28 protein-coding genes are annotated in these 25,258 nt (G+C 69.6%); 20 read left to right on the top strand and 8 right to left on the bottom strand.

Annotated features, from left to right (window positions below; genetic code table 11):
* The first annotated feature begins 55 nt into the window (after window positions 1-55).
* Complete coding sequence (locus ABE454_RS09120) at window positions 56-1,177, top strand: mechanosensitive ion channel family protein (protein ID WP_346531032.1); 1,122 nt, start codon at window positions 56-58, stop codon at window positions 1,175-1,177.
* 4 nt (window positions 1,178-1,181) lie between these two features.
* Here the strand turns inward: ABE454_RS09120 and ABE454_RS09115 are convergent, their stop codons facing one another.
* From ABE454_RS09115 to ABE454_RS09095, 5 genes are all read right to left on the bottom strand, one after another.
* Window positions 1,182-2,312: a DUF2336 domain-containing protein gene (locus ABE454_RS09115; protein ID WP_346531030.1), complete on the bottom strand. Its 1,131-nt coding sequence runs from the start codon at window positions 2,310-2,312 to the stop codon at window positions 1,182-1,184.
* Window positions 2,309-3,607 (bottom strand): hypothetical protein, encoded by a 1,299-nt coding sequence (locus tag ABE454_RS09110; RefSeq protein ID WP_346531029.1) that lies wholly within the window; start codon window positions 3,605-3,607, stop codon window positions 2,309-2,311. Before ABE454_RS09110 ends, ABE454_RS09115 begins: the two co-directional genes overlap by 4 nt.
* 80 nt (window positions 3,608-3,687) lie before the next feature.
* Window positions 3,688-4,716 (bottom strand): ABC transporter substrate-binding protein, encoded by a 1,029-nt coding sequence (locus tag ABE454_RS09105; protein WP_346531027.1) that lies wholly within the window; start codon window positions 4,714-4,716, stop codon window positions 3,688-3,690.
* 730 nt (window positions 4,717-5,446) lie between these two features.
* Window positions 5,447-6,970, bottom strand: coding sequence for a S10 family peptidase (locus tag ABE454_RS09100; RefSeq protein WP_346531026.1), 1,524 nt, complete (start codon window positions 6,968-6,970; stop codon window positions 5,447-5,449).
* 229 nt (window positions 6,971-7,199) lie between these two features.
* A complete protein-coding gene (locus ABE454_RS09095; RefSeq protein WP_346531025.1) occupies window positions 7,200-9,023 on the bottom strand; it encodes an ABC-F family ATP-binding cassette domain-containing protein in 1,824 nt (607 codons plus the stop codon).
* Window positions 9,024-9,135: 112 nt separating this feature from the next.
* Here ABE454_RS09095 and ABE454_RS09090 point away from each other — a divergent pair, with 112 nt between their 5' ends.
* From ABE454_RS09090 to ABE454_RS09050, 9 genes are all read left to right on the top strand, one after another.
* Window positions 9,136-9,714 carry a TetR/AcrR family transcriptional regulator gene (locus ABE454_RS09090; protein WP_346531023.1) on the top strand — a complete coding sequence of 193 codons (579 nt, stop codon included), beginning with the start codon at window positions 9,136-9,138 and terminating at the stop codon, window positions 9,712-9,714.
* Window positions 9,711-10,049, top strand: coding sequence for a DMT family transporter (locus tag ABE454_RS09085; protein ID WP_346531022.1), 339 nt, complete (start codon window positions 9,711-9,713; stop codon window positions 10,047-10,049). Before ABE454_RS09090 ends, ABE454_RS09085 begins: the two co-directional genes overlap by 4 nt.
* Window positions 10,050-10,229: 180 nt before the next feature.
* Entirely contained in the window at window positions 10,230-10,724 is a 495-nt protein-coding gene (locus ABE454_RS09080; RefSeq protein WP_346531021.1) for a YcgN family cysteine cluster protein, read from the top strand.
* 57 nt (window positions 10,725-10,781) lie between these two features.
* The gene (locus tag ABE454_RS09075; RefSeq protein WP_346531020.1) at window positions 10,782-13,190 is read left to right on the top strand and encodes a hybrid sensor histidine kinase/response regulator; all 2,409 of its coding nucleotides are present in this window, start codon (window positions 10,782-10,784) and stop codon (window positions 13,188-13,190) included.
* A 283-nt stretch (window positions 13,191-13,473) separates the two neighbouring features.
* Complete coding sequence (locus tag ABE454_RS09070; protein ID WP_346531019.1) at window positions 13,474-13,926, top strand: hypothetical protein; 453 nt, start codon at window positions 13,474-13,476, stop codon at window positions 13,924-13,926.
* Window positions 13,829-15,070, top strand: coding sequence for a DNA-packaging protein (locus ABE454_RS09065; protein ID WP_346531017.1), 1,242 nt, complete (start codon window positions 13,829-13,831; stop codon window positions 15,068-15,070). Before ABE454_RS09070 ends, ABE454_RS09065 begins: the two co-directional genes overlap by 98 nt.
* A 203-nt stretch (window positions 15,071-15,273) precedes the next feature.
* Window positions 15,274-16,452: a phage portal protein gene (locus ABE454_RS09060; protein WP_346531225.1), complete on the top strand. Its 1,179-nt coding sequence runs from the start codon at window positions 15,274-15,276 to the stop codon at window positions 16,450-16,452.
* 169 nt (window positions 16,453-16,621) lie between these two features.
* Window positions 16,622-16,846, top strand: coding sequence for a hypothetical protein (locus tag ABE454_RS09055; RefSeq protein ID WP_346531016.1), 225 nt, complete (start codon window positions 16,622-16,624; stop codon window positions 16,844-16,846).
* 176 nt (window positions 16,847-17,022) lie between these two features.
* Window positions 17,023-17,445: an HK97 family phage prohead protease gene (locus ABE454_RS09050; protein WP_346531014.1), complete on the top strand. Its 423-nt coding sequence runs from the start codon at window positions 17,023-17,025 to the stop codon at window positions 17,443-17,445.
* Here the strand turns inward: ABE454_RS09050 and ABE454_RS09045 are convergent.
* Together ABE454_RS09045 and ABE454_RS09040 are read right to left on the bottom strand one after the other, a co-directional pair.
* A complete protein-coding gene (locus ABE454_RS09045) occupies window positions 17,405-18,055 on the bottom strand; it encodes a hypothetical protein (protein ID WP_346531013.1) in 651 nt (216 codons plus the stop codon). The two genes, ABE454_RS09050 and ABE454_RS09045, sit on opposite strands and share 41 nt — an antisense overlap.
* Window positions 18,055-18,495 carry a hypothetical protein gene (locus ABE454_RS09040; protein ID WP_346531012.1) on the bottom strand — a complete coding sequence of 147 codons (441 nt, stop codon included), beginning with the start codon at window positions 18,493-18,495 and terminating at the stop codon, window positions 18,055-18,057. The genes ABE454_RS09045 and ABE454_RS09040 overlap by 1 nt, the downstream gene beginning before the upstream one ends.
* A gap of 138 nt (window positions 18,496-18,633) precedes the next feature.
* Here ABE454_RS09040 and ABE454_RS09035 point away from each other — a divergent pair, with 138 nt between their 5' ends.
* From ABE454_RS09035 to ABE454_RS09000, 8 genes are all read left to right on the top strand, one after another.
* Entirely contained in the window at window positions 18,634-19,875 is a 1,242-nt protein-coding gene (locus tag ABE454_RS09035; RefSeq protein WP_346531010.1) for a phage major capsid protein, read from the top strand.
* A gap of 216 nt (window positions 19,876-20,091) precedes the next feature.
* Window positions 20,092-20,358 (top strand): head-tail connector protein, encoded by a 267-nt coding sequence (locus ABE454_RS09030; protein WP_125901764.1) that lies wholly within the window; start codon window positions 20,092-20,094, stop codon window positions 20,356-20,358.
* Window positions 20,359-20,369: 11 nt separating this feature from the next.
* Window positions 20,370-20,672 carry a head-tail adaptor protein gene (locus ABE454_RS09025; RefSeq protein WP_346531008.1) on the top strand — a complete coding sequence of 101 codons (303 nt, stop codon included), beginning with the start codon at window positions 20,370-20,372 and terminating at the stop codon, window positions 20,670-20,672.
* Complete coding sequence (locus ABE454_RS09020) at window positions 20,669-21,076, top strand: DUF3168 domain-containing protein (RefSeq protein WP_346531006.1); 408 nt, start codon at window positions 20,669-20,671, stop codon at window positions 21,074-21,076. The genes ABE454_RS09025 and ABE454_RS09020 overlap by 4 nt, the downstream gene beginning before the upstream one ends.
* A 196-nt stretch (window positions 21,077-21,272) precedes the next feature.
* Window positions 21,273-21,683: a phage major tail protein, TP901-1 family gene (locus ABE454_RS09015; RefSeq protein ID WP_346531004.1), complete on the top strand. Its 411-nt coding sequence runs from the start codon at window positions 21,273-21,275 to the stop codon at window positions 21,681-21,683.
* Window positions 21,684-21,852: 169 nt separating this feature from the next.
* The gene (locus ABE454_RS09010; RefSeq protein WP_346531003.1) at window positions 21,853-22,149 is read left to right on the top strand and encodes a GTA-gp10 family protein; all 297 of its coding nucleotides are present in this window, start codon (window positions 21,853-21,855) and stop codon (window positions 22,147-22,149) included.
* Entirely contained in the window at window positions 22,149-22,334 is a 186-nt protein-coding gene (locus tag ABE454_RS09005; RefSeq protein ID WP_346531001.1) for a phage tail assembly chaperone, read from the top strand. Before ABE454_RS09010 ends, ABE454_RS09005 begins: the two co-directional genes overlap by 1 nt.
* Window positions 22,327-22,848: a phage tail tape measure protein gene (locus tag ABE454_RS09000; RefSeq protein WP_346531000.1), complete on the top strand. Its 522-nt coding sequence runs from the start codon at window positions 22,327-22,329 to the stop codon at window positions 22,846-22,848. Before ABE454_RS09005 ends, ABE454_RS09000 begins: the two co-directional genes overlap by 8 nt.
* 113 nt (window positions 22,849-22,961) lie before the next feature.
* Here the strand turns inward: ABE454_RS09000 and ABE454_RS08995 are convergent, their stop codons facing one another.
* Window positions 22,962-23,666 (bottom strand): DUF805 domain-containing protein, encoded by a 705-nt coding sequence (locus tag ABE454_RS08995; RefSeq protein ID WP_346530999.1) that lies wholly within the window; start codon window positions 23,664-23,666, stop codon window positions 22,962-22,964.
* Between the two features lie 163 nt (window positions 23,667-23,829).
* Here ABE454_RS08995 and ABE454_RS08990 point away from each other — a divergent pair, with 163 nt between their 5' ends.
* Both ABE454_RS08990 and ABE454_RS08985 read left to right on the top strand, forming a co-directional pair.
* Entirely contained in the window at window positions 23,830-24,441 is a 612-nt protein-coding gene (locus ABE454_RS08990; RefSeq protein ID WP_346530997.1) for a DUF2460 domain-containing protein, read from the top strand.
* Window positions 24,442-24,444: 3 nt separating this feature from the next.
* Window positions 24,445-25,098 carry a baseplate hub protein gene (locus tag ABE454_RS08985; protein ID WP_346530996.1) on the top strand — a complete coding sequence of 218 codons (654 nt, stop codon included), beginning with the start codon at window positions 24,445-24,447 and terminating at the stop codon, window positions 25,096-25,098.
* The last annotated feature ends 160 nt before the right edge of the window (window positions 25,099-25,258 follow it).

Raw genomic sequence — 25,258 nt, 5'->3', positions numbered from 1 at the left:
CCGGTGGGAGAGGGAAGCGGGTGACGTTGGGCGCGGCTGGGTCTAGGTTCTGGCCATGCCACAGTTCGTGCTCGACCTGACCAACACCGTGTTTGCGCTCTGGCGCCAGTTCCACTGGCTGCCGAAATGGGCGGTGATCACCATCATCATGGTCGCCTTTGTCTTCATCGGCTGGGCGGCCAACCATGTCGTGTTCGCCCTGTTGCGGCTGGCGGTGCGCAACCGCGACGCCTTCTGGAAGGGAATGCTGAAGCGCGCCCGGCTGAAGGTGCATCTGGCGGTGATGATCATCGCCCTGGCGCTGGCGGTCACGGTGTCGCCCCTGGCGCCCGAGCCGTCGCTGTTCATCCGCCGGACCCTGTTGTTCTGCTTCATCCTAGTGTCCGGCTGGATGCTGGCCGGGGCCGTGGATATGGGCGCCATCGTCCATATGAAGAAGTTCAACATGGAGGCGGAGGACAACCTCTACGCCCGCAAGCACGTCACCCAGACGCGCATCCTGCAGCGGGTCGCCGCCATACTGATCGGACTGGTGACGCTGGGGCTGGCGCTGCTGACCATTCCGGGGGTCAAGCAGTGGGGGCTGTCGCTGCTGGCCTCGGCGGGCGTGGTCGGCATCGTCGCCGGTCTGGCGCTGCAACCCTTCCTGACCAATCTGATCGCGGGCATCCAGATCGCCACCTCACAGCCGATCCGGCTGGACGACGCCGTCATCGTCGAGGGCGAGTGGGGACGGGTCGAAGAGATCACCTCGACCTATGTGGTGGTCAAGCTGTGGGACTGGCGGCGCATGGTGCTGCCGCTGACCTATTTCATCCAGAAGCCGTTCCAGAACTGGACGCGCGACGATACGCGCCTGATCGGGGTGGCCTTCCTCTATGTGGACTATGAGGCGCCGATCGACCGGCTGAGGATCAAGCTGGAGCAGATCGCCCACGCCTCGCCGCACTGGGACGGGGATGTGGTGGCGCTGCAGGTGACGGACATCACCGAACGGGTGGCGCAGGTGCGCTGCATGACCAGCGCGCGCAACGCCTCGGTCGCCTTCGATCTGAGGGCCGAGGTGCGTGAGAAGATGCTGGCCTTCATGCGCGACGAATGCCCCGAGGCCCTGCCGCGCGACCGGGTGGATTTCGATCGGGAGCGCAGGCTGCCTGCGCCGCCGCGCAAGCACTGAGGGGTCAGGCCGCGGCCTGCATCCCCTTGCGCGCGCGCCAGAAGCGCAGGGTCCGCATGGCCGCCTCGCGCGTCAGTTCGTTGTACATCCCCGCATAGGCGCGGGCCTTGCCCATGGCGTTGTCGTCGGTGTTCAACAGGACGACGGCGTAGGTCAGGAACAGGGCGCGATCCAGATCGGCCGCCTTGCAGACCACGGCCAGGGCGTCCAGTTCGCGCCGTTCGATGATCTTGCGGGCGCTGTGGAAATCCACGTCCGCCAGCTGCGACAGGGCGATCAGGAAGGCCGTCTGGCCGCCCGAGCGCAGGAAGCGGGCCAGCACCTGCGGCGTCAGCTGGTTGGCGGCGCGCAGTTCCTCGACATAGGCCAGGCTCTCGGCGTAGTCGGCGGGCAGGGCGCCGTCGTCGGCGGCGACGCGGGCGCGCCCGGCGGCCAGGGCGTGTTCCAGCAGGGCCGGATCAAGCCGGGCGTTCTGCTCCAGAATGCGCTGGCGCAGGCGGGCCTCGACGTCGAAATAGAGGTCGTTCAGCAGGTCGGGCGGCAGGCTGGCGCGCTCGACCGTGACCTCGTGCAGGGCGGGGTTGATGCGGGCGCGCTCGACGGCGGTCTCGCTGGCGGCGCGCGACAGGGCGGCGCCCTGATTGCCCAGAAGCACGCCCAGGGTTTCGTCGTCGCCGCGCTCGACGATGGCGTCGGACACGGCCTCGGACACGGCGACGCGGCGGCTGACGGCGCGCATATGGCCCTGACCGCGCGAGCGGATGACGTGGATCAGATCGTCCTCGGTCAGCACCGGTGAGGCGCTGAGGACCGGGGCGGCGACCGTCTCGGCCTCGTCGTTGGCGAGGCGGCGGATCAGCTGGTGCGGGGCGTCGGAGGCATGGGCGAAGCGCTGGGCCAGTTCGGCGCGCACCGCCGTCTCCATCGCGTCGGTCAGGTCGGACAGAACGGCGCCGTAGAGGGCGTCCTCGGCCTCGGTGCGGTGGGGCGTCCCGAAGAAGCGGTCGGTCAGTTCTCGCAGCAGGGCCCGGCGCTTGGGGCTGGAGTCCTCCTGCGCCAGGGCGATCAGGTCGGGCAGGCGCGACCCGGTTTCAGCCGCAGCGGGCGCGGAGGCGGAGAGGACGCTGTCGCTCATGGCAGCAGGGGATCGTCAGCCATCGGCGCGGCGCGCAGGCGGCCCTGGGCGTCGCGCATCAGGGCGGGCGGCTCGGGCGGCTGGGCCAGGTCGTCGGAGGTCGGGGTGTCGTTCAGCTCCACCGGCATGGCGTCCAGATAGTTGGGCGCGGGCAGGGGCGTGGCGTCCGGCTGGCGGCCCGCCTGACGGTGGACGGAGTAGTAGCGGGCGCTGCCCTGAGCCGGGACGGCGACAGGGGCCGGGGCGGGCTGGCTCGCCGCTGCCGCAGGAGCCGGTTGAGGGGCGGACTTGGGATCGGGACGTGCAGCGTCCGTGGCGGCTGGTTGCGGCGCCGGGGCGGCTGCGGGCGGCTGCGGCGTGTTTCTCTGCAACTGGAAGATGGGCGCGTCGCGGCGCGGGGCCATGGGGTCGTAGGCCGGATCGGCCGGAGCCGGTTGAGCGGGCGTTTGCGCCGTGGGCTCAACCGCCGGGGCGGGCTGAGGCGCAGGCTGACGGACGGGCTCGGGCGTCGGTTGAGGCGCGGCGGGCTGGACGGCCGTGGGCGCGGGCTGCATCGGCCGTTGCGGCTCGGGCATGGGAGGCGGCGTCTGGGCGGGCGTCAGCTCACGCCGGGCGGGCGCGGGAGGCGCGGCCTGGGGCGCGGCGGGCTGGACGGTCGTGGGCGCAGGCTGCATCGCGCGCTGCGGCTCGGGCATGGGCGGGGGCGTCTGGGCAGGCGTCAGCTCGCGCCGGGCGGGCGCGGGAGCGACGGCTTGAGGCGCGGGGGGCTGGCGAACGACCGGCTGGGAAATCGTGGGCTGGGGGTAGGGGGCGCGCTCCTGCGGCGTGGCGGGGTAGGCCTCGTGCTGGGGAGCGGGATAGGGCGCAGGCGCCGTGACGGACGGCTGGGGGGCCGGTCGGGCGGCGTCGGGGACGTAGGGCTGATGGTTCCACGGACCGGGCGGCTGAGGCGGCGGCGCGACCGGCTCGACATAGGGGCGCCAGCGGGCGTCCGGGTGGCTGGTCACCGGGCGGAACTCAGGCGGGGGCGCGGATTGGGACGAGGTTTGGGGACCGTCTTCGCGCCACGGATAGCCGCCGTGAGGAATGACCGGTGGGCGCCATGCCGTCGCTGCGCCGCCTGCATGCGGGGCGTAGGATCGGGCCGGGGCGGCCTGACCGGACCAGGGGCCGGGCGCCGGTCTGGCGGCCTGGCTGTTGGTCTGATGGGCGATCTGGGGGGCAGGCTGCGCCCATGCGACCGTCGCCGCGCCGAGCGCGGGCAGAAGGGCGGCGGTGGTCAGGGGGCGGAGCAACGGCGCCTCGTTCAGGGTGAAGACGTTGAAGTCCGCATACTATGGGATGCGGATTAAGCCTCACCTAACGCCGGGCGGGCTTAACCCCGCGCGGGCAGATACTGGTTGGTGAAGGTCTCGCGCCAGTCGGGGGCGGCGGGATAGGCGCCCTGCGTCTGTTCGGCGAAGGCCTGCCAGCGCTCGGGCGTCATGGCGCCCAGGCCGTAAAGGGCCGCGTCGCCGCCGTCGACCATGGCCTCGGCGCGCAGGGCGGCGCGCACCGTGTCCAGCAGGCGCTGGGACAGGTCGGGATTGGCGCGGCGGATCAGGGCGTCGCCCTTGGTCCCGTCGCCGTGGACATAGTCGCGCCAGCCCTCGACCGAGGCGGCGATGAAGTCGCGCAGGGCCTGGGCGTTGTCGCGGGCGAAGGCGTTGGGCGCCAGCACCAGGCCGGAATAGGAGGGGTAGCCGTCGGCGGCCGGAGAGATGATGACCGGCTCGAACCCGGTCTGACGGGCGACAAGGCCGGGGTCGCCGTCGGTCAGGCGGCCGACAAGAACCGCCTGATCGTCCTTGCCGAAGGCCTCGAGGTTGTCGGCCATGGCGCCGGTCTGGGCCTGATCGGGCGTCAGGTCGAAGCGGGCGCGCAGCCATGCCCAGAAGCCGCCGTGGTCGGCCGGGTCCATCAGGATGCGACGCCCGCGCAGGACGGTCAGATCCTCCAGCTGCTGGTCCGGGTGGGCCATCAGGACGACGGGGTCTTTCTGCAGGAAGGCGGCGACGGCCTTGACCGGCGCCCGCTCGGCCGCGAGGCGCAGGGACAGGAAGCTGTCGCGGCCGACGGCCAGCTCGACCGCGCTGGCGGCCAGCAGGGCCGGGATGTCGGCGCCGGACGGGCCGGACAGGATCTCGACGTTCAGGCCGCGCCGCTCATAGGCGCCGATGGCCACGGCCTGATAGAAGCCGCCGTGCAGCGCCCCGGCCGCGCCGCCCGCCGCCACGCGCAGCCGCACCCGGCCGGAGGCGTCGGTCGGCGCCGACGACCGGCCGCAGCCCGCCAGCACAGGCAGGGCGGCCAGGCCGACAGCGCCGGCCATCAGGCCGCGACGGGAGGGACGCAGGGTGTTCATCGCCTTCAGGTAGTAGGGGGGCGAACGGGGGTTGGGAAGGCCGCGCGCCGCGCCGGACGCCGAAAATGCGCCGGGGAGGCCGCCAGGGCGCACTGTGGCGCGGCGATGAAGCGGTCCTGAAATTGGAGCGAGGGGGCGAGACCCTGAACGAACCGTCGCCGGTCTGATCGCGGGTCGCGTCCCCTCGCCAAGTCCGGGTTGGACCTGACCGTTATCGGGTCGGAAGTCGGCCTGTGCGTCGGCGGGCGAACCCGGCGTCGTTCGGCGAAGCTTCCATCGGCTTCTGGTCTTCGGCGTTCCGCAGGGCGAGCCCCGCGCCGTCCGTCGATCCCGGCCCGGTTCTCCGTGATCCCTGCACCGAGGCGCTAAAGGATCGGGAGCCTTGGCCCTGCTTCGGTGTTTCCGCATGCTCCGAAGAGATTTGGAACCCTGGGTCAGGAAGCCGGACCGGTTCGCTTGATTTCCGGGTCTCCCCGGATTTCCGCGCCGCCGTGTCCCTTCGGCCTGTTGACGTTCCCGCGAAATCCGTTATTGGGCAACAGCCCAAATCGCGGCGTCTGTGCGGAACTGTCCCGGACGCGGTGGGTAATCCTGTGGACATCTGTGGACGGAACGAATTCGCCAAGGCGGATCAGCCCCTTGTCTTGTCCACAGCAAAAAGGGGCCGCCGTCAGGCAGCCCCCTAAAGGCGTCCGCCGCCCGCCCGGATGGGCGAACGGCGGGGCGATCATCAGCGAGCGCGGATGAAGTTGCGGATGTCGTTCGACAGCTTCTTCAGGTCGTCCTCGCGCACGTACATCATGTGGCCGGCGTGGTAGTAGTGCCACTCGATGCGGCCGTCGGTCGGGAAGCCCGGACGGTTCAGCGAGTATTCGGCGCCCATGAACGGCGTGGCGAAGTCATAGTAGCCCTGACCCACCCAGACGCGCAGGCCGCTGTTCTCACGCAGGGCGCGGCCGATGTAGGGGGCCACGTTCAGGTATTCTGCTCCGCCGCGACCGGCGGTCGGCAGGTTCCAGTCCCAGCCGCGGGTGCCGCCGATCGAGGAGTAGACCACGTCCGGCGAATACTTCAGGCCTTCGCGCGCCCAGGCGTTCATGGCGGCGGTATAGGCGCCGTCGATGCCGTAGAAGCTGGGGTCGTTGTCCGGACGGTCGCCGGCGTTGTCGTAGTCGACGCCGGTGTAGCGGGTGTCCAGACGGCCGATGGTCAGACCGCGATCCCGCAGCAGCTCCTTGTAGAAGCGGCTGGGGGACAGGCGCAGGTTGGCGTTGCTCAGATAGGCCTGCGACACGCCGGTGTAGCGCGACAGCTGCTGCAGGATGGTCGCACGCTCCTGGGCGGGCAGGGCGTTGCCCTTCAGCAGGGCAGTGGCGTAGGGGCCGATGGCCCAGGCGCGGGCCTCGTCGACGAACTCTTCGACCGTGGCGGGCTTGTTGGGGACCTTGTCGTGATACCAGGCGGTGGCGGCCATCGACGGCAGGTTGGTGACGAAGCCCATCTCATTGCCCTGGGCGTCGGCGGCCAGGCTGAAGTCCAGGATCGACGAGATCAGCAGGATGCCGTTGACCGAAACGTCGGTGTAGGAACCTTCCAGTTCGTTGATCACCGCCGCCGAACGGGTCGTGCCGTAGCTTTCGCCGCCGATGAACTTGGGCGCGTTCCAGCGCTCATGCGTGTTCAGCCACAGGCGGATGAATTCGGCGATGGACTTGGCGTCCTTGGTCACGCCCCAGTAGTCGGCCGGGTCCTTGTCGCCCAGGGCGCGGCTGAAGCCGGTGCCGATCGGGTCGATGAAGACGATGTCGGTGACGTCCAGCAGGGAGTCGACGTTGTCGATGATCGGATAGGGCGGGGCGCCGTCGTCCTTGGCGTCCGGCAGGACCACGCGCTTGGGCCCGAAGGCGCCCATGTGCAGCCACAGAGAGCCCGAGCCGGGGCCGCCGTTCCACAGGAAGGTGACGGGACGGTTCGGATCCTTCGGACCTTCCTTGATGTAGCTGTAGGAGACCATGGCCGCGAGCGGCTTGCCGTCCTTGTCCTTCAGATAGGTCTCGCCGGCGATGGCGCGATAGGCGATGCGCTGGCCGCCGAAGACGCCGGTGTGGCGCGTCTCGGACATGACGGGCGGCGGAATCTCGGCGCGGTCGGCGGCGGCCGGGCGCGGCGCGTCCGCACCGCGGGCCTGGGCTATGGCCATGGCCGGCGAGGCCAGGGCAAGCGCCGACACAGCGGCGACGAGCAGTTTCTTCATTCGAAAACCCCCATTTGGTCTACGCGGCTCATCCCTCGAGAGCCGGGCGCGCGAACAACGCGATCCTGCGCGGATCAGGCGGCAAGCCGCGCCGAATGTAAACCGTAGAATTGCAGCAAAACGCGGGGAGATCGGATGAAGTTGCGGCATCTGGCCGAAGAGTCTTCGTGGACAATTTCGGCGCCAAAAAGCAGTTTTACCCTTTGACAGGGCTGGCGAGGGAGGGCTGTCAGGCCGAAAGCGCCGCCTTCTTTTCTTCCAGCTCAAGCCAGTCGAGTTCGGCGGCTTCGAGGTCGGCGCGGGCTTTTTCGGCGGCCTTCATGGCGCGATCGAAGGCGGCCGGGTCGCGCGAATAGAGGTCGGGGTCGGCCAGGATGGCGTCCTGTCGGGCGATTTCGACGGGCAGGGTCTCCATCAGCTTTTCGACCTCTTCCAGACGGCGGGCGTCCTTGTAGGAGAGCTTGGCCTGTTTCTTGGGGGCGCGGTCGGAAGGCTCCGCCTTCTCGACCCGGCGCGTCCCTGACGGCGCGCTGTCGGCGTGGGTCGGGGGCGGGGCGAGGAAGCCGGGGTTCTGGCGCAGGAAGTCCTGCCAGCCGCCGGGGGTCTCGACCACGTCGCCGCGACCGTTCAGGGCGATGGTCGAGGTGGCCAGACGGTCGACGAAATCGCGGTCGTGCGACACCAGGATCAGGGTGCCGTCGTAGGATTCCAGCAGCTCCTCCAGCTTCTCCAGCGTGTCCATGTCGAGGTCGTTGGTCGGCTCGTCGAGGATCAGCAGATTGGCGGGCTGGGCCAGGGCGCGCGCCAGCAGCAGGCGGTTGCGCTCGCCGCCCGACAGGGTGGAGATGGGCTGCTTCAGCTGGGCCTCCTGGAACAGGAAGTCCTTGGCGTAGGCGGCGACGTGCATGGAGCGGCCGCGCACCAGAATGCTGTCGCCGCCGCCCGGCGTCAGGGCGTCCCACAGGGTCATGTCCGACTTCAGCCCCTCGCGCGACTGGTCGAGGTAGAGGGGTTCGAGGTTGGCGCCCATGCGGACAGTTCCCTCGTCCGGGGCCAGTTCGCCCAGCAGCACCTTGACCAGGGTGGTCTTGCCCGCGCCGTTGGGGCCGACGATGGCCAGCCGGTCGCCGCGGATGATGCGGGTGGACAGGTTGCGGAAGATGGTGCGGTCGCCGAACGCCTTGCTGACGCCCTTGATGTCGGCGACCAGCTTGCCCGAGACGGCGCCGGAATCGACGCCGAGGTTCAGTTCGCGCGGCAGATCCTTGACCCGTTCGGCCCGGTCCAGACGCATCTGCTGCAGGGCGCGGGCGCGGCCCTCGTTGCGGGTGCGCTGGGCGGTGATGGAGCGGTAGAAGGTGTAGGTCTCGGCCTCGATGCGCTTGGTCAGACGGCGCAGGGACTCTGCCTCCTCCTCCATGACCTTGGCGGCCCAGTTGTCGAATTCGACGAAGCCCTTGTTGAGGGTGCGGACCCTGCGGCCTTCCAGCCAGTGCACGGTGTCGGTGACGCGGTTCAGGAAGGCGCGGTCGTGGCTGACGACCAGCAGGGCGAAACGGGCCTGGATCAGCTCGTTCTCCAGCAGTTCGATGGCCAGGATGTCGAGGTGGTTGGTCGGCTCGTCCAGCAGCAGCAGGTCCGGCTCTTCGGCGAAGGCTTTGGCGAGGGCGGCGCGGCGGATCTCGCCGCCCGACAGGCCTTGCGTCGACTTGTTCGGGTTGAGGCCGAAGGTCTCCAGCCAGCTTTCGGCGGTCCAGCGCTCGGCCTCGCCCGAGGCGGCGTAGTCGGCCAGGGTCTCGCCGGTGATGACCGGCTCCTGCGGGACATAGGCGAAGCGGGTGCCGGCCTGGACCGAGCGGTCGCCCGAGTCCGGCTCGATCAGACCCATGACCACCTTCATCAGGGTGGATTTGCCCGCCCCGTTGCGGCCGACCAGGGCGGCGCGGCTGCGCGGCTCCATCGCCATGTCGACGCCGTCGAACAGCGGGCGTTGACCGTCCTGGAGGCGGACGTCCTTGAGGGCGACGAGAGGGGGGCGAGCGGCCATAGACAACCAGTCCAAAAGGAGAGGCGACGCCTATAGCGCGTCGAGGGGGGCGAGGGCCAATCTTTCGGGATTTACATGAAACCGTCCGGACGGTATGTCGCGCGGCATGGACGCTCAATTGGCAAGACGCACGCCCGAAGACACCCGCCGCCAGATCATCGACATGGCCATAGAGATCGCCGCCGAACAGGGGGCGATGGCGATGACGCTGGACGCCGTGGTGGCGCGGCTGCCCTTCAGCAAGGGCGCCCTGCTGCACCATTTCCCCAGCAAACAGGCGTTGCTGGAGGGGGTGATCGATCATCTGGCGCTTGAGATGACGTCGGAGGTCCGGGCCGAGGCGGCGCGCGACCCCAATCCCTATGGCCGCAATGCGCGGGCCTATCTGCGGGCGATCGTCAATGAGCCGGCGACCGAGCGGGACGTCAGCATCGGCCGCGCGGCCCTGGCCGCCTGCGCCATAGAGCCGAGCCTGATCCCGCGCTGGCGCACCGCGATCCGCAGCCTGACGACCGAAGATCCGGAAGACCCGATGGGTAGGGATGACGCGCTGATGCTGAGGCTGATTGCTGACGGTCTGTGGATGAGCGACCTGTTCGGCACGCATGAGGTGTCGCCGGAGCAACGCAAGGCCTTGCTGTCGCTGCTGACGCCGGGCGTGCTGTTGACGGATTCCTATGCGGAGGCGGGCGTTTGAACCCGACGACATGGCTGGCGCTGCTGGGCGCGATCGGCTTTGAGGTGATGGGCACCACCCTGTTGCAGCAGTCGCAGCAGTTCACCAAGCCGTTGCCGACGGCAGGGCTGGCGGTCTGTTACGGCATCGCCTTCTATCTGTTGACGCTGGCGTTGAAGCAGATGCCGGTGGGACTGGCCTATGCCATCTGGAGCGGGCTGGGGGTGGTGCTGATCTCGGTGATCGGCCTGTTCCTGTTCAAGCAGAAGCTGGATGCGCCCGCGATCATCGGCCTGGTGCTGATTGTCGGCGGGGTGGTGGTCATCAACCTGTTCTCCAAGAGCGTGACGCACTGAGGGAGTGAGACGCGGAGGGGGCGCCTGAATGGCCTGGCCGCCCCCACCCGGCTTCGGCTTCGGCTCAGCCACCCTCCCCGGGACGGGGAGGGAGAAAGCGGGGCGTTGGTTTTGGGGCAAGGCCTGCGTCGTTTCTGAGAAGGGCGACAGATGCGCCGCGGAGGCGTATAGGGCGCGGCCATGAATTCCGCGCCCGCCAAGCCGTTCTGGGAAACCAAGACGCTCGCCGAGATGTCTCCGGCCGAGTGGGAGAGCCTGTGCGACGGCTGCGGTCTGTGCTGCGTCATCCGCTTCGAGGATGAGGACACGGGCCAGATCATCCCGACGCATGTCCATTGCAAGCTGTTCGACACCGACGCCTGCACCTGCGTCGACTACGCCAACCGGCAGGCCGAGGTGCCGGACTGCGTGCAGTTGACGCCGGACAATATCGAACAGCTGAAGTGGATGCCGCTGTCGTGCGCCTATCGGCGGCTGGACGAGGGGCGGACGCTGGCCTGGTGGCACCCGCTGGTCTCGGGCGACCGGGAGACGGTGCATGAGGCGGGGGTGTCCGTGCGACGTCAGACGGTGTGTGAAACGGCGCTGAGGGAGCCGGAGGACGCGCTGGATTTCGAAGCGCCGGAATGGATGGGCGAACGCGGAACCGAACCGCCGACGCTGCGGCCGCGCTAACGGAAAATTTCGGGGTCCGGCGCGATTTAAAAGAACGACGGAGCGGGGGAACGCCAGTTGTCATTCACCAAGAGCATCGAGGTTCTGGAAGGCTCGGGGGGCCCGTTCCAGCGTCTGGTTGATTTCGCCGCGACGCTGTTCGATTGCCGGGCGGCGGTGGTGACGCTGTTGACCGAGCAGGAAGCCATCATCCGCTCCAACGCCGAGCTGTGCGTCCAGCGGGTTCCGCTGCATGAGAGTCTGGCGCCGATCCTGACGGCGATGGGGCCGGGGGCGACGCTGGTGGCGACCGACCCGGCGGGCGATCCGCGGCTGAAGACCCATCCGCTGGTGCGCAAGACGCCGCACCTGAAGTTCGTCGTCGGGGCGACCCTGTGCCATCCGCCGGGACGGCCGGTCGGCGCCTTCTGCATTCTGGATGACCGGGAACGGCCCGAGCCGACCGCGACCCAGATGAAGCAGCTGGCCAGTCTGGCGGGCATGGCCGAGGACATCATCGCCGGCCTGGACGCCGCCCGCGCCCGCGACGAGCGGCTGGAGACGCTGCATCTGGTCGAGCAGATGTCCGGCGTCGGCCACTGGCGGCTGGACCGGGCCAGCCGGGTGCTGGAGGCCTCGGACGAGGTCTATCGGATCTATGGGTTTTCGCCTGACGGCCTGAGCATGACGCTGGACGAGGCGCTGGACATGCACGCGCCCGAAGACGGCGAGCGGATGCGGGCGCTGATCGAAAACGGCATGGAGGACGGCAAGCCGTTCCACGCCCGGCTGAAGCTGATCCGGCCGGACGGCGAGGAGCGCAGCGTCGTCACCCACGTCAGCGCCGAGCGGGATGAACAGGGCCGGGTGCTGGCCTTGCTGGGCGTGCTGCAGGACGTCACCGATCAGGACAGGATGCTGGAGCGCGCCCGCCGCGACGAGAGCCGCTATCGCCTGCTGGCCGAGAACGTCAGCGACGTCATCACCCGCGTGAAGATGGACGGGTCGAGCAAATACATCTCGCCGGCGATCAAGCATCTGCTGGGCTGGACGCTGGAGGAGATGAGCGGCCAGTCGACGGACTATGTGCATCCGGAAGACAAGCATCTGGTGCTGAAGGCCATCGGCGAGGCGGTGAAGACCGGCACGCCGACGCGGCTGGAACACCGCGCCATGCACCGTCAGGGGCATACGGTGTGGGTGGAATGCACCTTCAAGGCGCTGAAGGACGAGCACGGCCATGTCGACGACGTGGTGGTGGTGATCCGCGACATGACCCGGCGCAAGCTGCTGGAGGCCGAGGTCATCGAGGCCAAGGAGCGGGCCGAGAAGGCGGTTCAGGCCAAGAGCGAATTCCTGGCCAATATGAGCCATGAGCTGCGCACGCCGCTGACCAGCGTCATCGGCTTTTCGGGGCTGCTGTACGGATCGGAGCATCTGCCGCCGGAAGAGCGGGTCTATGTCGAGCGGATCGCCACGGCGTCGGAGGCCCTGCTGGGCGTCATCAACGACATTCTGGACTATTCCAAGCTGGAAGCCGACGCGATCGAGATGGACCCCGAGCCGTTCGATACGCGGGCCCTGATCGATGGCGCGGCGGCCATCATCGAGAGCCAGTGCTCGCTGAAGCGGCTGGGCCTGCGGGTGGTGGTGGCGGCCGATACGCCGCAGCGCCTGACCGGCGACAAGGGGCGGCTGAGGCAGGTGATGCTGAACTTCCTGTCCAATGCGGTGAAGTTCACGGCGCGCGGCGGGGTCACGCTGACGCTGGGCGGGCGGTTCGATGCGGACGGCCTGTGGCGGATGCGGGTGGCGGTCAGCGACACCGGCATCGGCATTCCGCCTGAAAAGATCGAGGAGCTGTTCCACCGCTTCACCCAGGCCGACGCCTCGACCACGCGGGTCTATGGCGGGACGGGGCTGGGGCTGGCGATCTCGCGCCGTCTGGTCGAGCTGATGGGCGGCGAGGTCGGGGTGGAGAGCACGCCGGGGCAGGGCTCGACCTTCTGGTTCGAGGCGCCGCTGGCCGTGGCGGAGGCGCAGGACGGGGGCGACGGGCCGGAGCGCGAACGGGCGTCGCAGACGGGGCTGTGCGGCCGGGTGCTGCTGGCCGACGACGCGGCGGCCAACCGCGAACTGGTCAGCGCCATCCTGCGGAATCTGGGGCTGGAGGTCGAGGCTGTGGCTGACGGCGCCGAGGCGGTCCATGCCGTGCATTCGGGCGCCTATGATCTGGTGCTGATGGACGTCCACATGCCGGTGATGGACGGGCTGAGGGCGACGCGCGAAATCCGCCGGATGCAGGCGGGCGGCGGGCGCAGGACGCCGATCCTGGCGCTGACGGCCAATGTTCAGGCGGAACAGGTGGCGCGCTGTCTGGAGGCGGGGATGGACGGCCATCTGGCCAAGCCGATCCAGATCACCGAACTGGCCGCCGCCCTGACGCACTGGCTGGCGTGCGATGAAGCGCCAGCGATGGCGGGGTAGGAAAAGCCGGAGCGCGACGCCTCTCCCTCCCGTCCCGGGGAGGGTGGTCGCGATAGCGACCGGGTGGGGAGGGCGGGGTGATCCTGAACGCGGCGCCTGAATAGCCTGGCCGCCCCCACCCGGCCTCGCCCTGCGGGCTCAGCCGCCCTCCCCGGGACGGGAGGGAGAGAGGTTGGCGCGCGAGTATCGCGATGGGGGCGGGCAAACCCAGTAAATTTCCGACTTTGGAAGGTTCTGGAGGCTGTCTGTCAGCCTGAGGGCGCTGGTCCGCTATGGTTCGGTCATGGCGGGAAAAGGGGACGAGGCGGGGCGAGCGGCGGCGGTCGCGCAGTGGCTGGACGGGGCGCTGGGGCGGTTGATGCAACTGACCGACGAAGCGATCGCCGTGGTGGCTGCGGCGGAGCCTCCGGCCGATGTGGCCGAAGCCGAGAAGCGGGGGCGCGCCATCGGGGTGCTGGCTCGCACGGCCAGGGCTGTGGCGGCGCTGGCGGCCCCGCCTGCGCGCAAAACCCGCGACCCTGAAGAGGACGGAATGAGCGAAGACGATCGTGACATCACCGATGACGAAGAACGGACCGTGCGGGCAGAGCTGCAGTCTCGTCTCGATCATCTTCTCGGGGTCGCAGAGCGCAAGGGATTTGGCGCAGCAGCGGCTGGAACAGGCGCCGCGCGGGGAGCTGCTGCGGCTGCTGAGGGCGACGCCGAGGCTGAACGACGATCAGGTCTGGCCGTCTGACGCGGACTGGCGGACATGGGTGCTGCTGGGCGGGCGCGGGTCGGGCAAGACCTTTGCGGGCGGGTTCTGGATGAACGAACTGGCGCGGGGGAAGGACCGGACGTTTGCTCTGGTCGGCCCGGCGCTGCACGACGTGCGCGAGGTGATGGTCGAGGGACCATCGGGGCTGAAGGCGCAGGCGCCGGGCGACAACCGGCCGCGCTGGGAGGCGGGGCGGCGCAGGCTGGTCTGGCCCTCGGGCGCGGCGGCCTATGCGTTTTCGGCGGAAGATCCGGACAGTCTGCGCGGGCCGCAGTTTCATGCGGCCTGGGCGGATGAGTTCTGCGCCTGGAGGAATATCGAGGCGACCCTGTCGAACCTGAGGTTCGGGCTGCGGCTGGGAGCTGATCCCAAGCTGGCGATCACGACGACGCCGCGCCCGATTCCGGCGCTGAGGCGGTTGCTGGCCGAGCCGGGGGTGGTGAAGGCGCGGCTGGCGACGAAGGACAATGCGGACAATCTGGCGCCGGGGTTTCTGGGGCATCTGCAGGCGCTCTACGCCGGGACGCGGCTGGAGGCGCAGGAGATGGAGGGGCTGGTGGTCGAGGCCGACGGCGCCCTGTTCCGGGCCGAGGATCTGGCGCGGGCGCGGGGCGGGCGTCCGGCGCGGTTTGAGCGGGTGGTGGTGGCGGTGGACCCGCCGGCCAGCGCCCACGGCGACGCCTGCGGGATCGTGACGGCGGGGCGCAAAGACAGGACGGGCTATGTGCTGGCGGATCGCTCGGCGCGGGGACTGTCGCCTGCGGGCTGGGCGCGGCGCGTGGCCGAGACGGCGCGCGAGTTCGAGGCCGATCTGGTGCTGGCCGAGGCCAATCAGGGCGGGGAGATGGTGCGGACCCTGCTGGGGCAGGCGGACTGTCCGGCGCAGGTGAAGCTGGTCCACGCCAGCCGGTCGAAGAAGGCGCGGGCGGAGCCGGTGGCGGCGCTCTATGAGCAGGGGCGGGTGGTTCACTGCGGCGCGTTTCCGGCGCTGGAGGAAGAGATGATGGCGCTGGGGAGCGAGGCACCGGGGGGCAGGAGCCCGGATCGGGCGGATGCGCTGGTGTGGGCGCTGACGCATCTGCTGCTGGCCGGGAAGACGCAGCCGAGATTGCGGGCGTTGTGAGAATAGGCGCGGCGCCTCTCCCTCCCCGGCCCGGGGAGGGTGGTCGCGAAGCGACCGGGTGGGGAGGGCCAGGTGATTTCAGACTGGCTGATGTCAGACGGGGTCATTTCAGAGGGGGCGCTTGATTTGCCCTGCCGCCCCCACCCGGTTTCGCCCTGACGGGCTCAACCACCCTCCCCGGGACGGGGAGGGAGAATTCGGTGATGGAGATTTCAATGGATTGGCGACGACCGTTTGGTCGGCGGCGCATCGCTGCGCCTGAGATCAAGGATAGCCGCACCGGGCCGCTGATCGCCCTGACAGGAGCGGGCCGGGCGCGGTGGACGCCGCGCGATTACGCCCATCTGGCCGATGAGGGGTTCGGCAAGAACGCCGTCGCCTATCGCTGCGTGCGGATGATCGCGGAGGCGGCGGCCTCGACGCCGTTGATGGTGATGGTCGGGGGCGTGCGGAGCGCGGAGCATCCGCTGGCGCGGCTGATCGACAAGCCCAATCCCGAGCAGTCGTGCGGGGAGTTCATGGAGGGGCTGTACGGCGCGCTGCAGACGGCGGGTAACGCCTATGTCGAGGCGACCGGAGACGCCGATGGCGACGGCGCGCCTGACGAGCTGTGGGCGTTGCGGCCGGATCGGGTGAAGGTGGTGCCGGGCCGGGCGGGGTGGCCGGAAGCCTATGAGTATGCGGTCGGCGGGCGCGCGGTGCGGATCGCGCGGCATGGCGACGGCTGGTCGCCGGTCATGCATCTGAAACTGTTTCACCCGACGGACGATCATTACGGATTCTCGCCGCTGGAGGCGGCGGCCTTCGCCATCGACGTGCACAATGCGTCGGGGGCGTGGAACAAGGCGCTGCTGGACAATGCGGCGCGGCCGTCGGGGGCATTGGTCTATGGCGCCAAGGACGGGGAGCGGCTGACGGCGGATCAGTTCGAGGCGCTGAAGGCGGAGCTGGGCGAGGCCCATGCCGGGGCGCGCAACGCCGGACGGCCGCTGCTGCTGGAAGGCGGGCTGGACTGGAAGCCGATGAGCCTGACGCCGCACGACATGGACTTTATCGCCGGGAAACACGCGGCGGCGCGGGAGATCGCGCTGGCGTTCGGGGTGCCGCCGCAGCTGCTGGGGATTCCGGGGGATGCGACCTACGCCAACTATCGCGAGGCGAACGCGGCCTTCTGGCGCGGGACGGTGATCCCGCTGGTGAGAAAGGCGGCGGGGGCGATGACGGGGTGGCTGGGGAGCCGCTTCGTCGATTGCCGGATCGAGCCGGATCTGGATGCGGTTCCGGCCCTGCAGGTCGAGCGGGACGCGCTGTGGGCGCGGCTGGGTGCGGCGAGCTTCCTGACCGAGGATGAGCGGCGCCGGATGGCGGGAGTGGAAGCTTAGGCGCGACGCCTCTCCCTCCCCGTCTCGGGGAGGGTGGTCGCGATAGCGACCGGGTGGGGAGGGCGGGGTGATGTAGGCGCGGCGTTTGATTTGCCGTGTCGCCCCCACCCGGCTTCGCCCTGCGGGCTCAGCCACCCTCCCCGAGACGGGGAGGGAGAAAGGTGTGGGGATGATGGATTGGAAGAGGATGCCGGTCGCCCTGATCGCGGCGCTGCTGGTGCAGACCATCGGGGGGCTGGTGTGGGCTGGAGGGGCGGCGGCGCGGATCGCGACGCTGGAACAGAGGGTCGATGAGCAGCGGCTGGTCGCCGAGCGACTGGCGCGGCTGGAGGCGCAGGGCGAGGCCACGCGCGCGGCCGTCGAGCGGATCGAGCGGCGGCTGGAGGAGAAATGATGAAGCTACAGGCAGGCGTTTTCCCTCCCCGTCCCGGGGAGGGTGTCGGCGCAGCCGACGGGTGGGGAGGGCGTGGTGATGCAGGCGCGGCGATTGATCGACCTGGCCGCCCCCACCCGGCTTCGCCTGACGGCTCAGCCATCCTCCCCGGGACGGGGAGGGAGAAGGGGGGGCTGTTGATTTGCGGCTACGCCTCCCTGTGGGGCGTGGCGGATCTGAACGGGGATGTGACGGCGCGCGGGGTGTTTGCGGACAGTCTGGCCAAGACCGGCGCGGGCGGGGTGCGGATGCTGCATCAGCATGAGAGCCGCGCTGTCGTCGGCGTCTGGGACCGGATGGTCGAGGACGAGCGCGGCCTGTGGGTCGAGGGGCGGATCGAGGACTGGTCCGCCGAGGCGCGCTACGCCGCCGCCCTGACGCGGGCTGGGGCGTTGGACGGGCTGTCGATCGGTTTTCGGGCGATGAAGGCGCGGCGGGACGGGCGCCTGCGGGTTCTGAGCGCGGCGGAGCTGTGGGAGGTGTCGCTGGTGACGTTTCCGATGTTGCCGGGGGCGCGGTTCAGGCGCGTAAGGCCGGAAAAGGACGGCGGCCGGCATTGAGGCCTTCGGCGACATAATGGTCGTGCATGGCGCGCAGCCAATGCCAAGTCACGAGGAGGAAGCCGATCGCAGCGAAGATGGCGTAGGTGCTCCAGTAGCTGAGAGGCCAGGGTTGACCCAGCCCACGCGTCAGTAGGGCGACAGGATCGTCCAGCAGGGCCAGGGCGGCCAGGGCGACGCTGAACACCAGGCAAAACGGAATAATGAAGGGCGCCAGCCAGGCCGGAGGTTTGGCGCCGAGGCGGGCGATGGCCGCCTGAAGCATCGGGGGCAGTGTCGCGACAGGAGGGAGCGAGCCGATCGCCAGAACTTCGTGAAGCGGCTCGTATTCCGGCTCGTCGGAAACGTGGGTCTGTTGGAGGGGCGTCAGACGACGATGGCGTTTTCTTTGCACATGGCTCTGCAGCCGGCCGATCAGCAATGAGGCGGCGGGCGGAGCTAACAGGATCAGGGGCGCAAATGCGATTAAGCCTGATCGACTATCGCCATGCTTAGCTACGGCGCAGAGGGACAGCGGCAACAAAGGCAGCCAGGCCCAGACCAGTTTCAGAAGCCAGGACTGTCGGGCGGCGTTCAACAGCTGCGAGGTTGGGCTTGAGACGATGGACATCAGTCGGTCGTCTGCAATGACGAACGGTCGGCGGCCGGGCCGTGCAGGCCGGGCTCTTGCTGACGGTAGGCGCGTAGCAGGCCAGCGCAGGATTCGGGTGTCTGTCGAGCGGCGATAGCGCGGCCGCGGGCATGGGCCTGGCGCAGGGCGTTCAGTCGGTCCGGGGCGGCGTAGGGGGCGTGGCGCCGCAGATGGGCCTCGAAGGTCTGGTCGCCGTCCGGATCAAGGGCCTCGCAGGCGCCGAGGATCTCGAACAGGCGGGCGTCTAGGGAGACGTCGGCGGATAGGCGGGGCGGACCGGCGGGCGCCGTCTGGGGCGGACTTTGGGTCGAACTTTGAGGCGAATTCCGGGGCATGGTCGGGCGCTCAGGGGTTGAGCAGGCCACGAGGGCGATGGCCGCCACGGAGGCCAGCAGGGCGGCGCCTACGAGTTTCAACATCCATCCTCCATGTCCTCCGGTTCGACAGGCGGGAGGGTCGCACGCTTTTGAAGTGCGGCAAAGGATGGGACGATTCCGGGCCTTGGCCCGGTTTGACGGCGCGCCGCAGGACGGTCGCGCATTTTTTCTGGAGACATCATGAAAGAGATCAAGACCGTCTCGGGCCATCCCGAGGCGCGCGCCGCCATGCATGAGATGATGGCCGCGTTCGAGGCGTTCAAAGGGGCCAATGACGCCCGTCTGGACGAGATCGAGAAGAAGGCTTCGGCTGATGCGCTGCTGGAGGAGAAGGTGGCGCGCATCGATCAGGCGGTGGCCAGCGCGCAGGCGCGCATGGATCGTGTGCTTAGCGAGAGCCGTCGCCCGATGCTCAGTGCTTCTGGGCTGGGCGCCGAGCCGCCCGCTGTGGTTGCGGCGCCGGAGGCCAAGGCGGCGTGGGACGGCTATATGAAGTCGGGCGCCTCGCACGGGCTGGAGCTGAAGGCGGGGCTGTCGTCGGCGTCGAACTCGGCGGGCTATGTCGTGCCGCCGGAGACGGAACGCGCCATCGAGCGGCGCCTGATGGCCGGGTCGCCGATGCGCGAGATCGCCACGGTGCGCACGGTCGGCTCGGGCGTGTTCAGGAAGCCGGTGTCGACGGCGGGCGTGCAGGCGGGCTGGGTCGCCGAGACGGCGGCGAGGCCGGAGACGGACCCGGCGACGCTGGCGCTGCTGGAGTTCTCTTCGGCCGATCTCTACGCCTGTCCGGCGGCGACGCAATCCTTGCTGGACGACGCCCTGATCGACCTGGACGAATGGCTGGCGGCGGAGGTCGAGGACGCCTTCGCGGCGCAGGAGACGGCGGCTTTCGTCAGTGGCGACGGGGTCAACAAGCCGAAGGGCTTTCTGGCCTATGACACGGCGGATGAGGGGACGCAGACCTGGGGCCAGATCGGCGTCGTGGCCTCGGGCGCGGCGGGGGCCTTCGCCAGCGCCAGCCCGGTCGATAGGCTGATCGACCTGATCTATGCGCCCAAGGCCCAGTATCGCCCGAACGGGCGCTTTGTGATGAACCGGCGCACGGTCTCGGCGGTGCGCAAGTTCAAGGACGCGGACGGCAACTATGTCTGGTCGCCGGCGACGCGGCCGGGCGAGACGGCGTCCTTGCTGGGCTATCCGGTGACCGAGATCGAGACGATGCCGGACGTGGCGGCCAACAGTCTGTCGATCGCGTTCGGCGACTTTGCGCGCGGCTATCTGATTGTGGATCGCGCGGGGGTGCGGGTGTTGCGCGATCCCTATTCGGCCAAGCCCTATGTGCTGTTCTACACGACCAAGCGTGTCGGCGGCGGGGTGCAGAACTTTGATGCGATCAAGCTGATGAAGTTCGCGGCTTCGTAAGAGGCGCTGAAGCTGGGCCCTCTCCCGGCGGGAGAGGGCTTGAGCCTCGGAGAGCCGAAGGCGATCCGCAAGGCGAAAGGGTGAGGGGCTGACGGTTCAGTCGGCGTGAGCCGCTGCGCGACGGCTGACGCCCACGGCGGCCGGGAGCCCTCATCCGGCCCTTCGGGCCACCTTCTCCCATCGGGAGAAGGGACGCAGAAAACATTGGAGATTTGAATGAGCGCACCCGTGAGCCTCGCGGAGGCGAAGCTGTTCCTGCGCGTCGAGCATGAGGCGGAGGACGGGCTGATCCAGACGCTGATCGATGCCGCCCGCGCGCGGGTGGAGGGGGAGGTCGGCTTGAGCCTGACCTCGACCTCGCCGGCGCCGCTGAGGCTGGCGGTGATGATGCTGGTGATGCGCGCCTATGAGCGTGGCGACGGCGAGATGAGCGCGGCGCCGGTCGAGGGGTGGATCGCGCCCTATCGCGTGGTGCGGCTGTGAGCGCGGGCGCGATGAAGGTGGTCGCCAGCCTGGTGCGGCCGGTGGAGGCGCAGACGCCGTATGGCGGGCAGGTGGTCAGCTATGAGCCGGTCGGGTCGCTGTGGCTGGCGCTGGGGGCGCGAAGGCGGCGCGAGCGGACGGATGCGGGCGTGACGCGCGGCGTGGAGACGCTGAGCGCCACCGTGCGGGCCGATCCGCGGCTGGAGGAAGGGTTGGTCGTGCGCTTCGGCGGGGCCGACTGGGCCTTGGTCGGGATTGAGGCCGATCCGAAGGCGGCGGGCCGGGTGAGGCTGGATCTGGAGCGGGCGCGATGAAGGATCATGAAGGAGCGCTGGTGAAGGCGCTGATCGTGCATCTGGGCGGCGACGGGGCGCTGAAGGCGCTGTTGGGCGATCCGGTGCGGGTCTGGGATGAGGCGCCACAGGGGGCCGAGTTTCCGCATCTGCTGATCGGGCGGTGTGAAAGTCGGCCGCTGAACGCGGACGGCGGCGGGGTGGAGCAGCGGCTGACGTTGACCTGCGCCAGTCGGTTCAGGGGGCTGGAGGAGGCGCGGGCCGTGGCGGCGGCGGTGCGGGCGCGGCTCGCCGATGCGGTGCTGGAGGCGGACGGGGTGAAGGCGGTCAGCGTGGCGGTGACGTTCACGGACCTGTTCCGCAGCCCGGATCTGAAACGGGCGTGGGCGGTGATGCGGGTGCGGGCGGTGACGGAAGACGTCTGAACCCTCTCCCGGAGGGAGAGGGCTTGAGCCTCCGGGAGCGAAGCGATCGGCAAGGCGAAAGGGTGAGGGGCTGACGTTGCAGTCGGCGTCAGCCGTGACGCGGCGGCTTTCAGCCGACGGCGAACGCGAACCCTCATCCGGCCCTTCGGGCCACCTTCTCCCATCGGGAGAAGGAAACAGAGAAACGGGGAACATCATGACGGCGCAACGGGGCAAGGACATCCTGCTGAAGGTCGAGGGCGCGGGCGGCGCCTTCACGACCGTGGCGGGGCTGAGGGCCAGGACCATCTCGCTGAATGCGAAGACGGTGGACGCGACGGACGGCGACAGCGCCGGGCGGTGGCGCGAGCTGCTGGCGGGCGCGGGGGTGAAGTCGGCGGCGGTGTTGGGGCAGGGGATTTTCCGCGACGCGGCCTCGGACGCCCTGATCCGCGAGGCCTTCTTCGAGCAGGCGGCGAAGACGTGGCGGCTGATCGTGCCGGACTTCGGCGTGCTGGAGGGGCCGTTCCTGGTCGCGGCGCTGGAATATGCGGGCGAGCATGAAGGGGAGGCCAGTTTTGCGCTGAGCCTGGCCAGCGCGGGCGAGGTGACGTTCAGCGCGGTTTGAATGGCGTGCGGCGCCTTTCCCTCCCCGTCCCGGGGAGGGTGGTCGCGCAGCGACCGGGTGGGGAGGACGGGGTGATTGGGCGCGGGCGCTTGAATAGCCTTGCCGCCCCCACCCGGCTTCGCCTTTGCAGGCTCAGCCACCCTCCCCGGGACGGGGAGGGTGAGGGGGAATGATGTCGATCAATGGAGTGCGGGGCGAGGTCGCCGCGAGCTTGGCGGGGGCGGAGCGGAAGCTGTGCCTGACGCTGGGGGCGCTGGCCGAGATCGAGACGGGGCTAGGCGTGGCCGGGATGGCGGCGCTGGCCGAGCGGATGAAGGCGCTGTCGGCGCGGGATCTGATGGTGGTGCTGGCGGCGCTGTTGCGCGGCGGGGGCGAGGCGGTGCTGGCGGACGGGCTGGCGAGCGCGCCGGTCGATCCGCGCGAGGCGGCAGAGGCGGTGGCGAAGGCCTTTGCGGCGGCGGTCTGATGACGCCGCAGGACCGTCAATGGGCGGAGATGATGCAGGCGGCGGCGCGGATGGGCGTGGGGCCGGAGAGCTTCTGGCGGCTGTCGCTGAAGGAGTGGCGGATGCTGACGGCGGTGCCGGTTCAGGCGGCGCCGCTGGGACGGGGCGAACTGGAGCGGATGCAGGAGATGTGGCCGGATGACTGACAGTTTCAGGCCGGACGGGATCGACGCCGTGCCGGTGAAGGCGGCGGAGGCTGCGGCGGCGCTGGAGGCGCTGAAGGAGCCGGCGGAGCGGGCGGCGGCCTCGATCGAGGATGCCTTCGGGCGCGCGGGCACCAGCCTGACGCGGTCGCTGACGCGGGCGGCGGCGGACGGGGAGGTGACGCTGGCCGAACTGGCGCGGGCGGTGCTGAACGCGGTCAATGCAGCGGCGGGCGTGCGCGGCGGGGGGCTGACCGGCGCCATAGCGGCGGCGCTAGGAGGCTTCGGCGGGGCGCGGGCGGACGGCGGGCCGGTGATGGGCGGCGGCGCCTATCTGGTCGGAGAGCGCGGGCCAGAGGTGTTCCGTCCGTCGGGCGCGGGGACGATCGAGCCGATGGGCGGGGCGCCTGGGGTGACGGTGAACGTCACGGTGGACGGCGGGGCCGAAGGGTTGTTGCGCTCTGAGACGCAGATTGCGCGGATGCTGGTGCGGGCGACGGCGCTGGGCGCGCGGTGAAGTAGGGCGCTTTGTGTCGAGCGGTAGCGGCCAATCCGCTGAAGCAGCGAGGCGCAGCGCGCCGAGCGATAGCGGAAAAAAGAAAAGGGCGCTCCGAAGAGCGCCCTTTGGACTTATTCGCCCTTGGGATTGGGGCCGTATTTGTTGTCGCCTTTCTGGCTGTCGACGATGCCGACCCAGAGCAGGAAGGCCAGGCCCACAAGACCCATGACGGCGATGCCGCCCATCATGGAGCCCAGCATGGCCAGGACGGCCGCGGGGTCTTCGTTCTCGAAGGCTTGCGGGTTGGCGAGGACAGCGGTGCCGACGGCGCCGAAGATCATGATCGTGCCGACGATGACGCCGACCCAGGGGATGACGGCGAACCAGCCGCTCTTGCCCATGTCGTGCAGGCGTTTGACCGTGATGGCCACGTTCGGCCAGATCAGCGCAATCGACAGCAGGACGCCCAGGAACGGAATCCAGCCGGTGACGACGCTGGCCCCCAACAGGATCAGCCAGCTGATCCAGAAATGCTGGCGGCGCAGGCGGCCGTTGAAGGACAGCAGGGCGGTTTTGAAGTCATAGCCGTTGACGACGGTGGAGCCGCCTATGGCCGCAGCGGCGGCCTGGCCGAAGGCGGCGGCGGGATTGGCCGTCGCCAGCACCATGATCTGGGTTGCGCGCTCGCCCTCAGGGACGAAGTCGACGCGGGCGCCGGCGGCGATGACGGCGCCGGCCTGCACCTCTGACGACCCGAAGTCGTAGCGGAGGCTGTCGTCGCCGCTGATCAGGCCCGTGCCTGCAGCTTCATCGTAGCTGAGTATTTCACCGCGCACGCGGAATCTCCCTGGTTGATACGGCCCGAGGCCGTGATGGCGAAATCATGGCGGAGCTTGGCGCTTCAAACAACCCGAAGCGGCTGAGGAGACAAAGTTTTTCGCGAAACGTTCGCAATCTGTCCCGTGGCGGGACGCAATCCAAATAAAATAGCGAGGACGCATGGCCTTTCATGAGGTGCGCCTGCCTGCGCGGCTGGCGTTCGGCTCGACCGGCGGGGTTGAGCGCAGGACGGAGATCACGACGCTGGCGTCAGGGTTCGAGCGGCGCGCGACGCCGTGGGCGGATGGGCGCAGGCGCTATCTGATCGGGGCGGGGCTGCGGTCGCTGGACGACATGGCGGCGCTGACGGCGTTCTTCGAGGCGCGGCGCGGGCGACTGCACGGGTTCCGGTTTCGCGACTTCGCGGACTTCAGGAGCGGGGCGCCGGGGGCGGCCGTGACGCCGCTGGATCAGGCGATCGGGACGGGGGACGGGCAGGCGCGCGTCTTTCAGTTGAGCAAGGCCTATGGCGATCATCGGCGGGTCATCGCCAAGCCGGTCGAGGGATCGGTGCGGGTGGCGGTGGCGGGCGTGGAGACGGCGGCCTTCAACCTGGATGCGGTCACGGGACGGGTGACGCTGGCGACGGCGCCGCCCAAGGGCGCGGCGGTGACGGCGGGGTTCGCCTTCGACGTGCCGGTGCGGTTCGACGCGGACCGGATGGAGGTGACGCTGGAGAGCTTCGGCGCCGGGCGGATGGTCGCCATGCCTCTGATCGAAGTGCGGGTTTGAGCCATGCGCAATGTTCCGAACGAACTGGCCGCTCGCATCGAGAGCGGGGCGGCGACGCTGTGCCATGTCTGGCTGCTGAGGCGGGCGGACGGGCGGGCGATGGGCTTCACCGACCATGACCGCGATCTGGAGGTTGAGGGCGTGGCGTGCCGGGCGGCCAGCGGCTGGACCGGCGGGGCGGGCGACGGCGAGGTCGGGCTGTCGGCGGGTGCGCTGTCGGCGTCGGGCGGGTTGGATGATGCGGCGATCACCGAAGAGGACATAGCGGCGGGGCGGTATGACGCCGCCGAGGTCGAGCTGTGGCGCGTGGACTGGATGCGGCCGGACCTGAAGGTGCGGCTGTGGAGGGGAAGGCTGGCGCGGATACGGCGCGAGAACGGGCGGTTCGTCGCCGATCTGGACGGGCCGATGGCGGCGCTGGAGCGGGTGGTCGGGCGGACTTACGGCCGGGGTTGCGACGCGGTGCTGGGCGATGGTCGCTGCGGGCTGGATGCGGCGTTGGTGGCTGGGCGCAGTTGCGACAAGCGGTGGGCGACCTGCGTCGGGGTGTTCGGGAATGGGGTTAATTTTCAGGGCTTTCCGGACATTCCGGGCGAGGACTTCCTGACGGCGCGGCCTGTAGCGGGGCGCAATGACGGGCGGAGCCGCAGGCGATGAGGGGCGGGGCGCAGGAATTCTCCCTCCCCTTCATGGGGAGGGTGGCTGAGCCGAAGGCGAAGCCGGGTGGGGGCGGTGGGGCTGTTCAAGTGTTGAGCGCCGATCACCAAGCCCGCCCCACCCGGTCGCTGCGCGACCACCCTCCCCATGAAGGGGAGGG

Source organism: Brevundimonas diminuta (assembly GCF_039673845.1).
In the GTDB taxonomy this organism is placed as follows: Bacteria; Pseudomonadota; Alphaproteobacteria; order Caulobacterales; family Caulobacteraceae; genus Brevundimonas; species Brevundimonas diminuta_E.
This window is presented reverse-complemented; position numbering and strand designations above follow the sequence as displayed.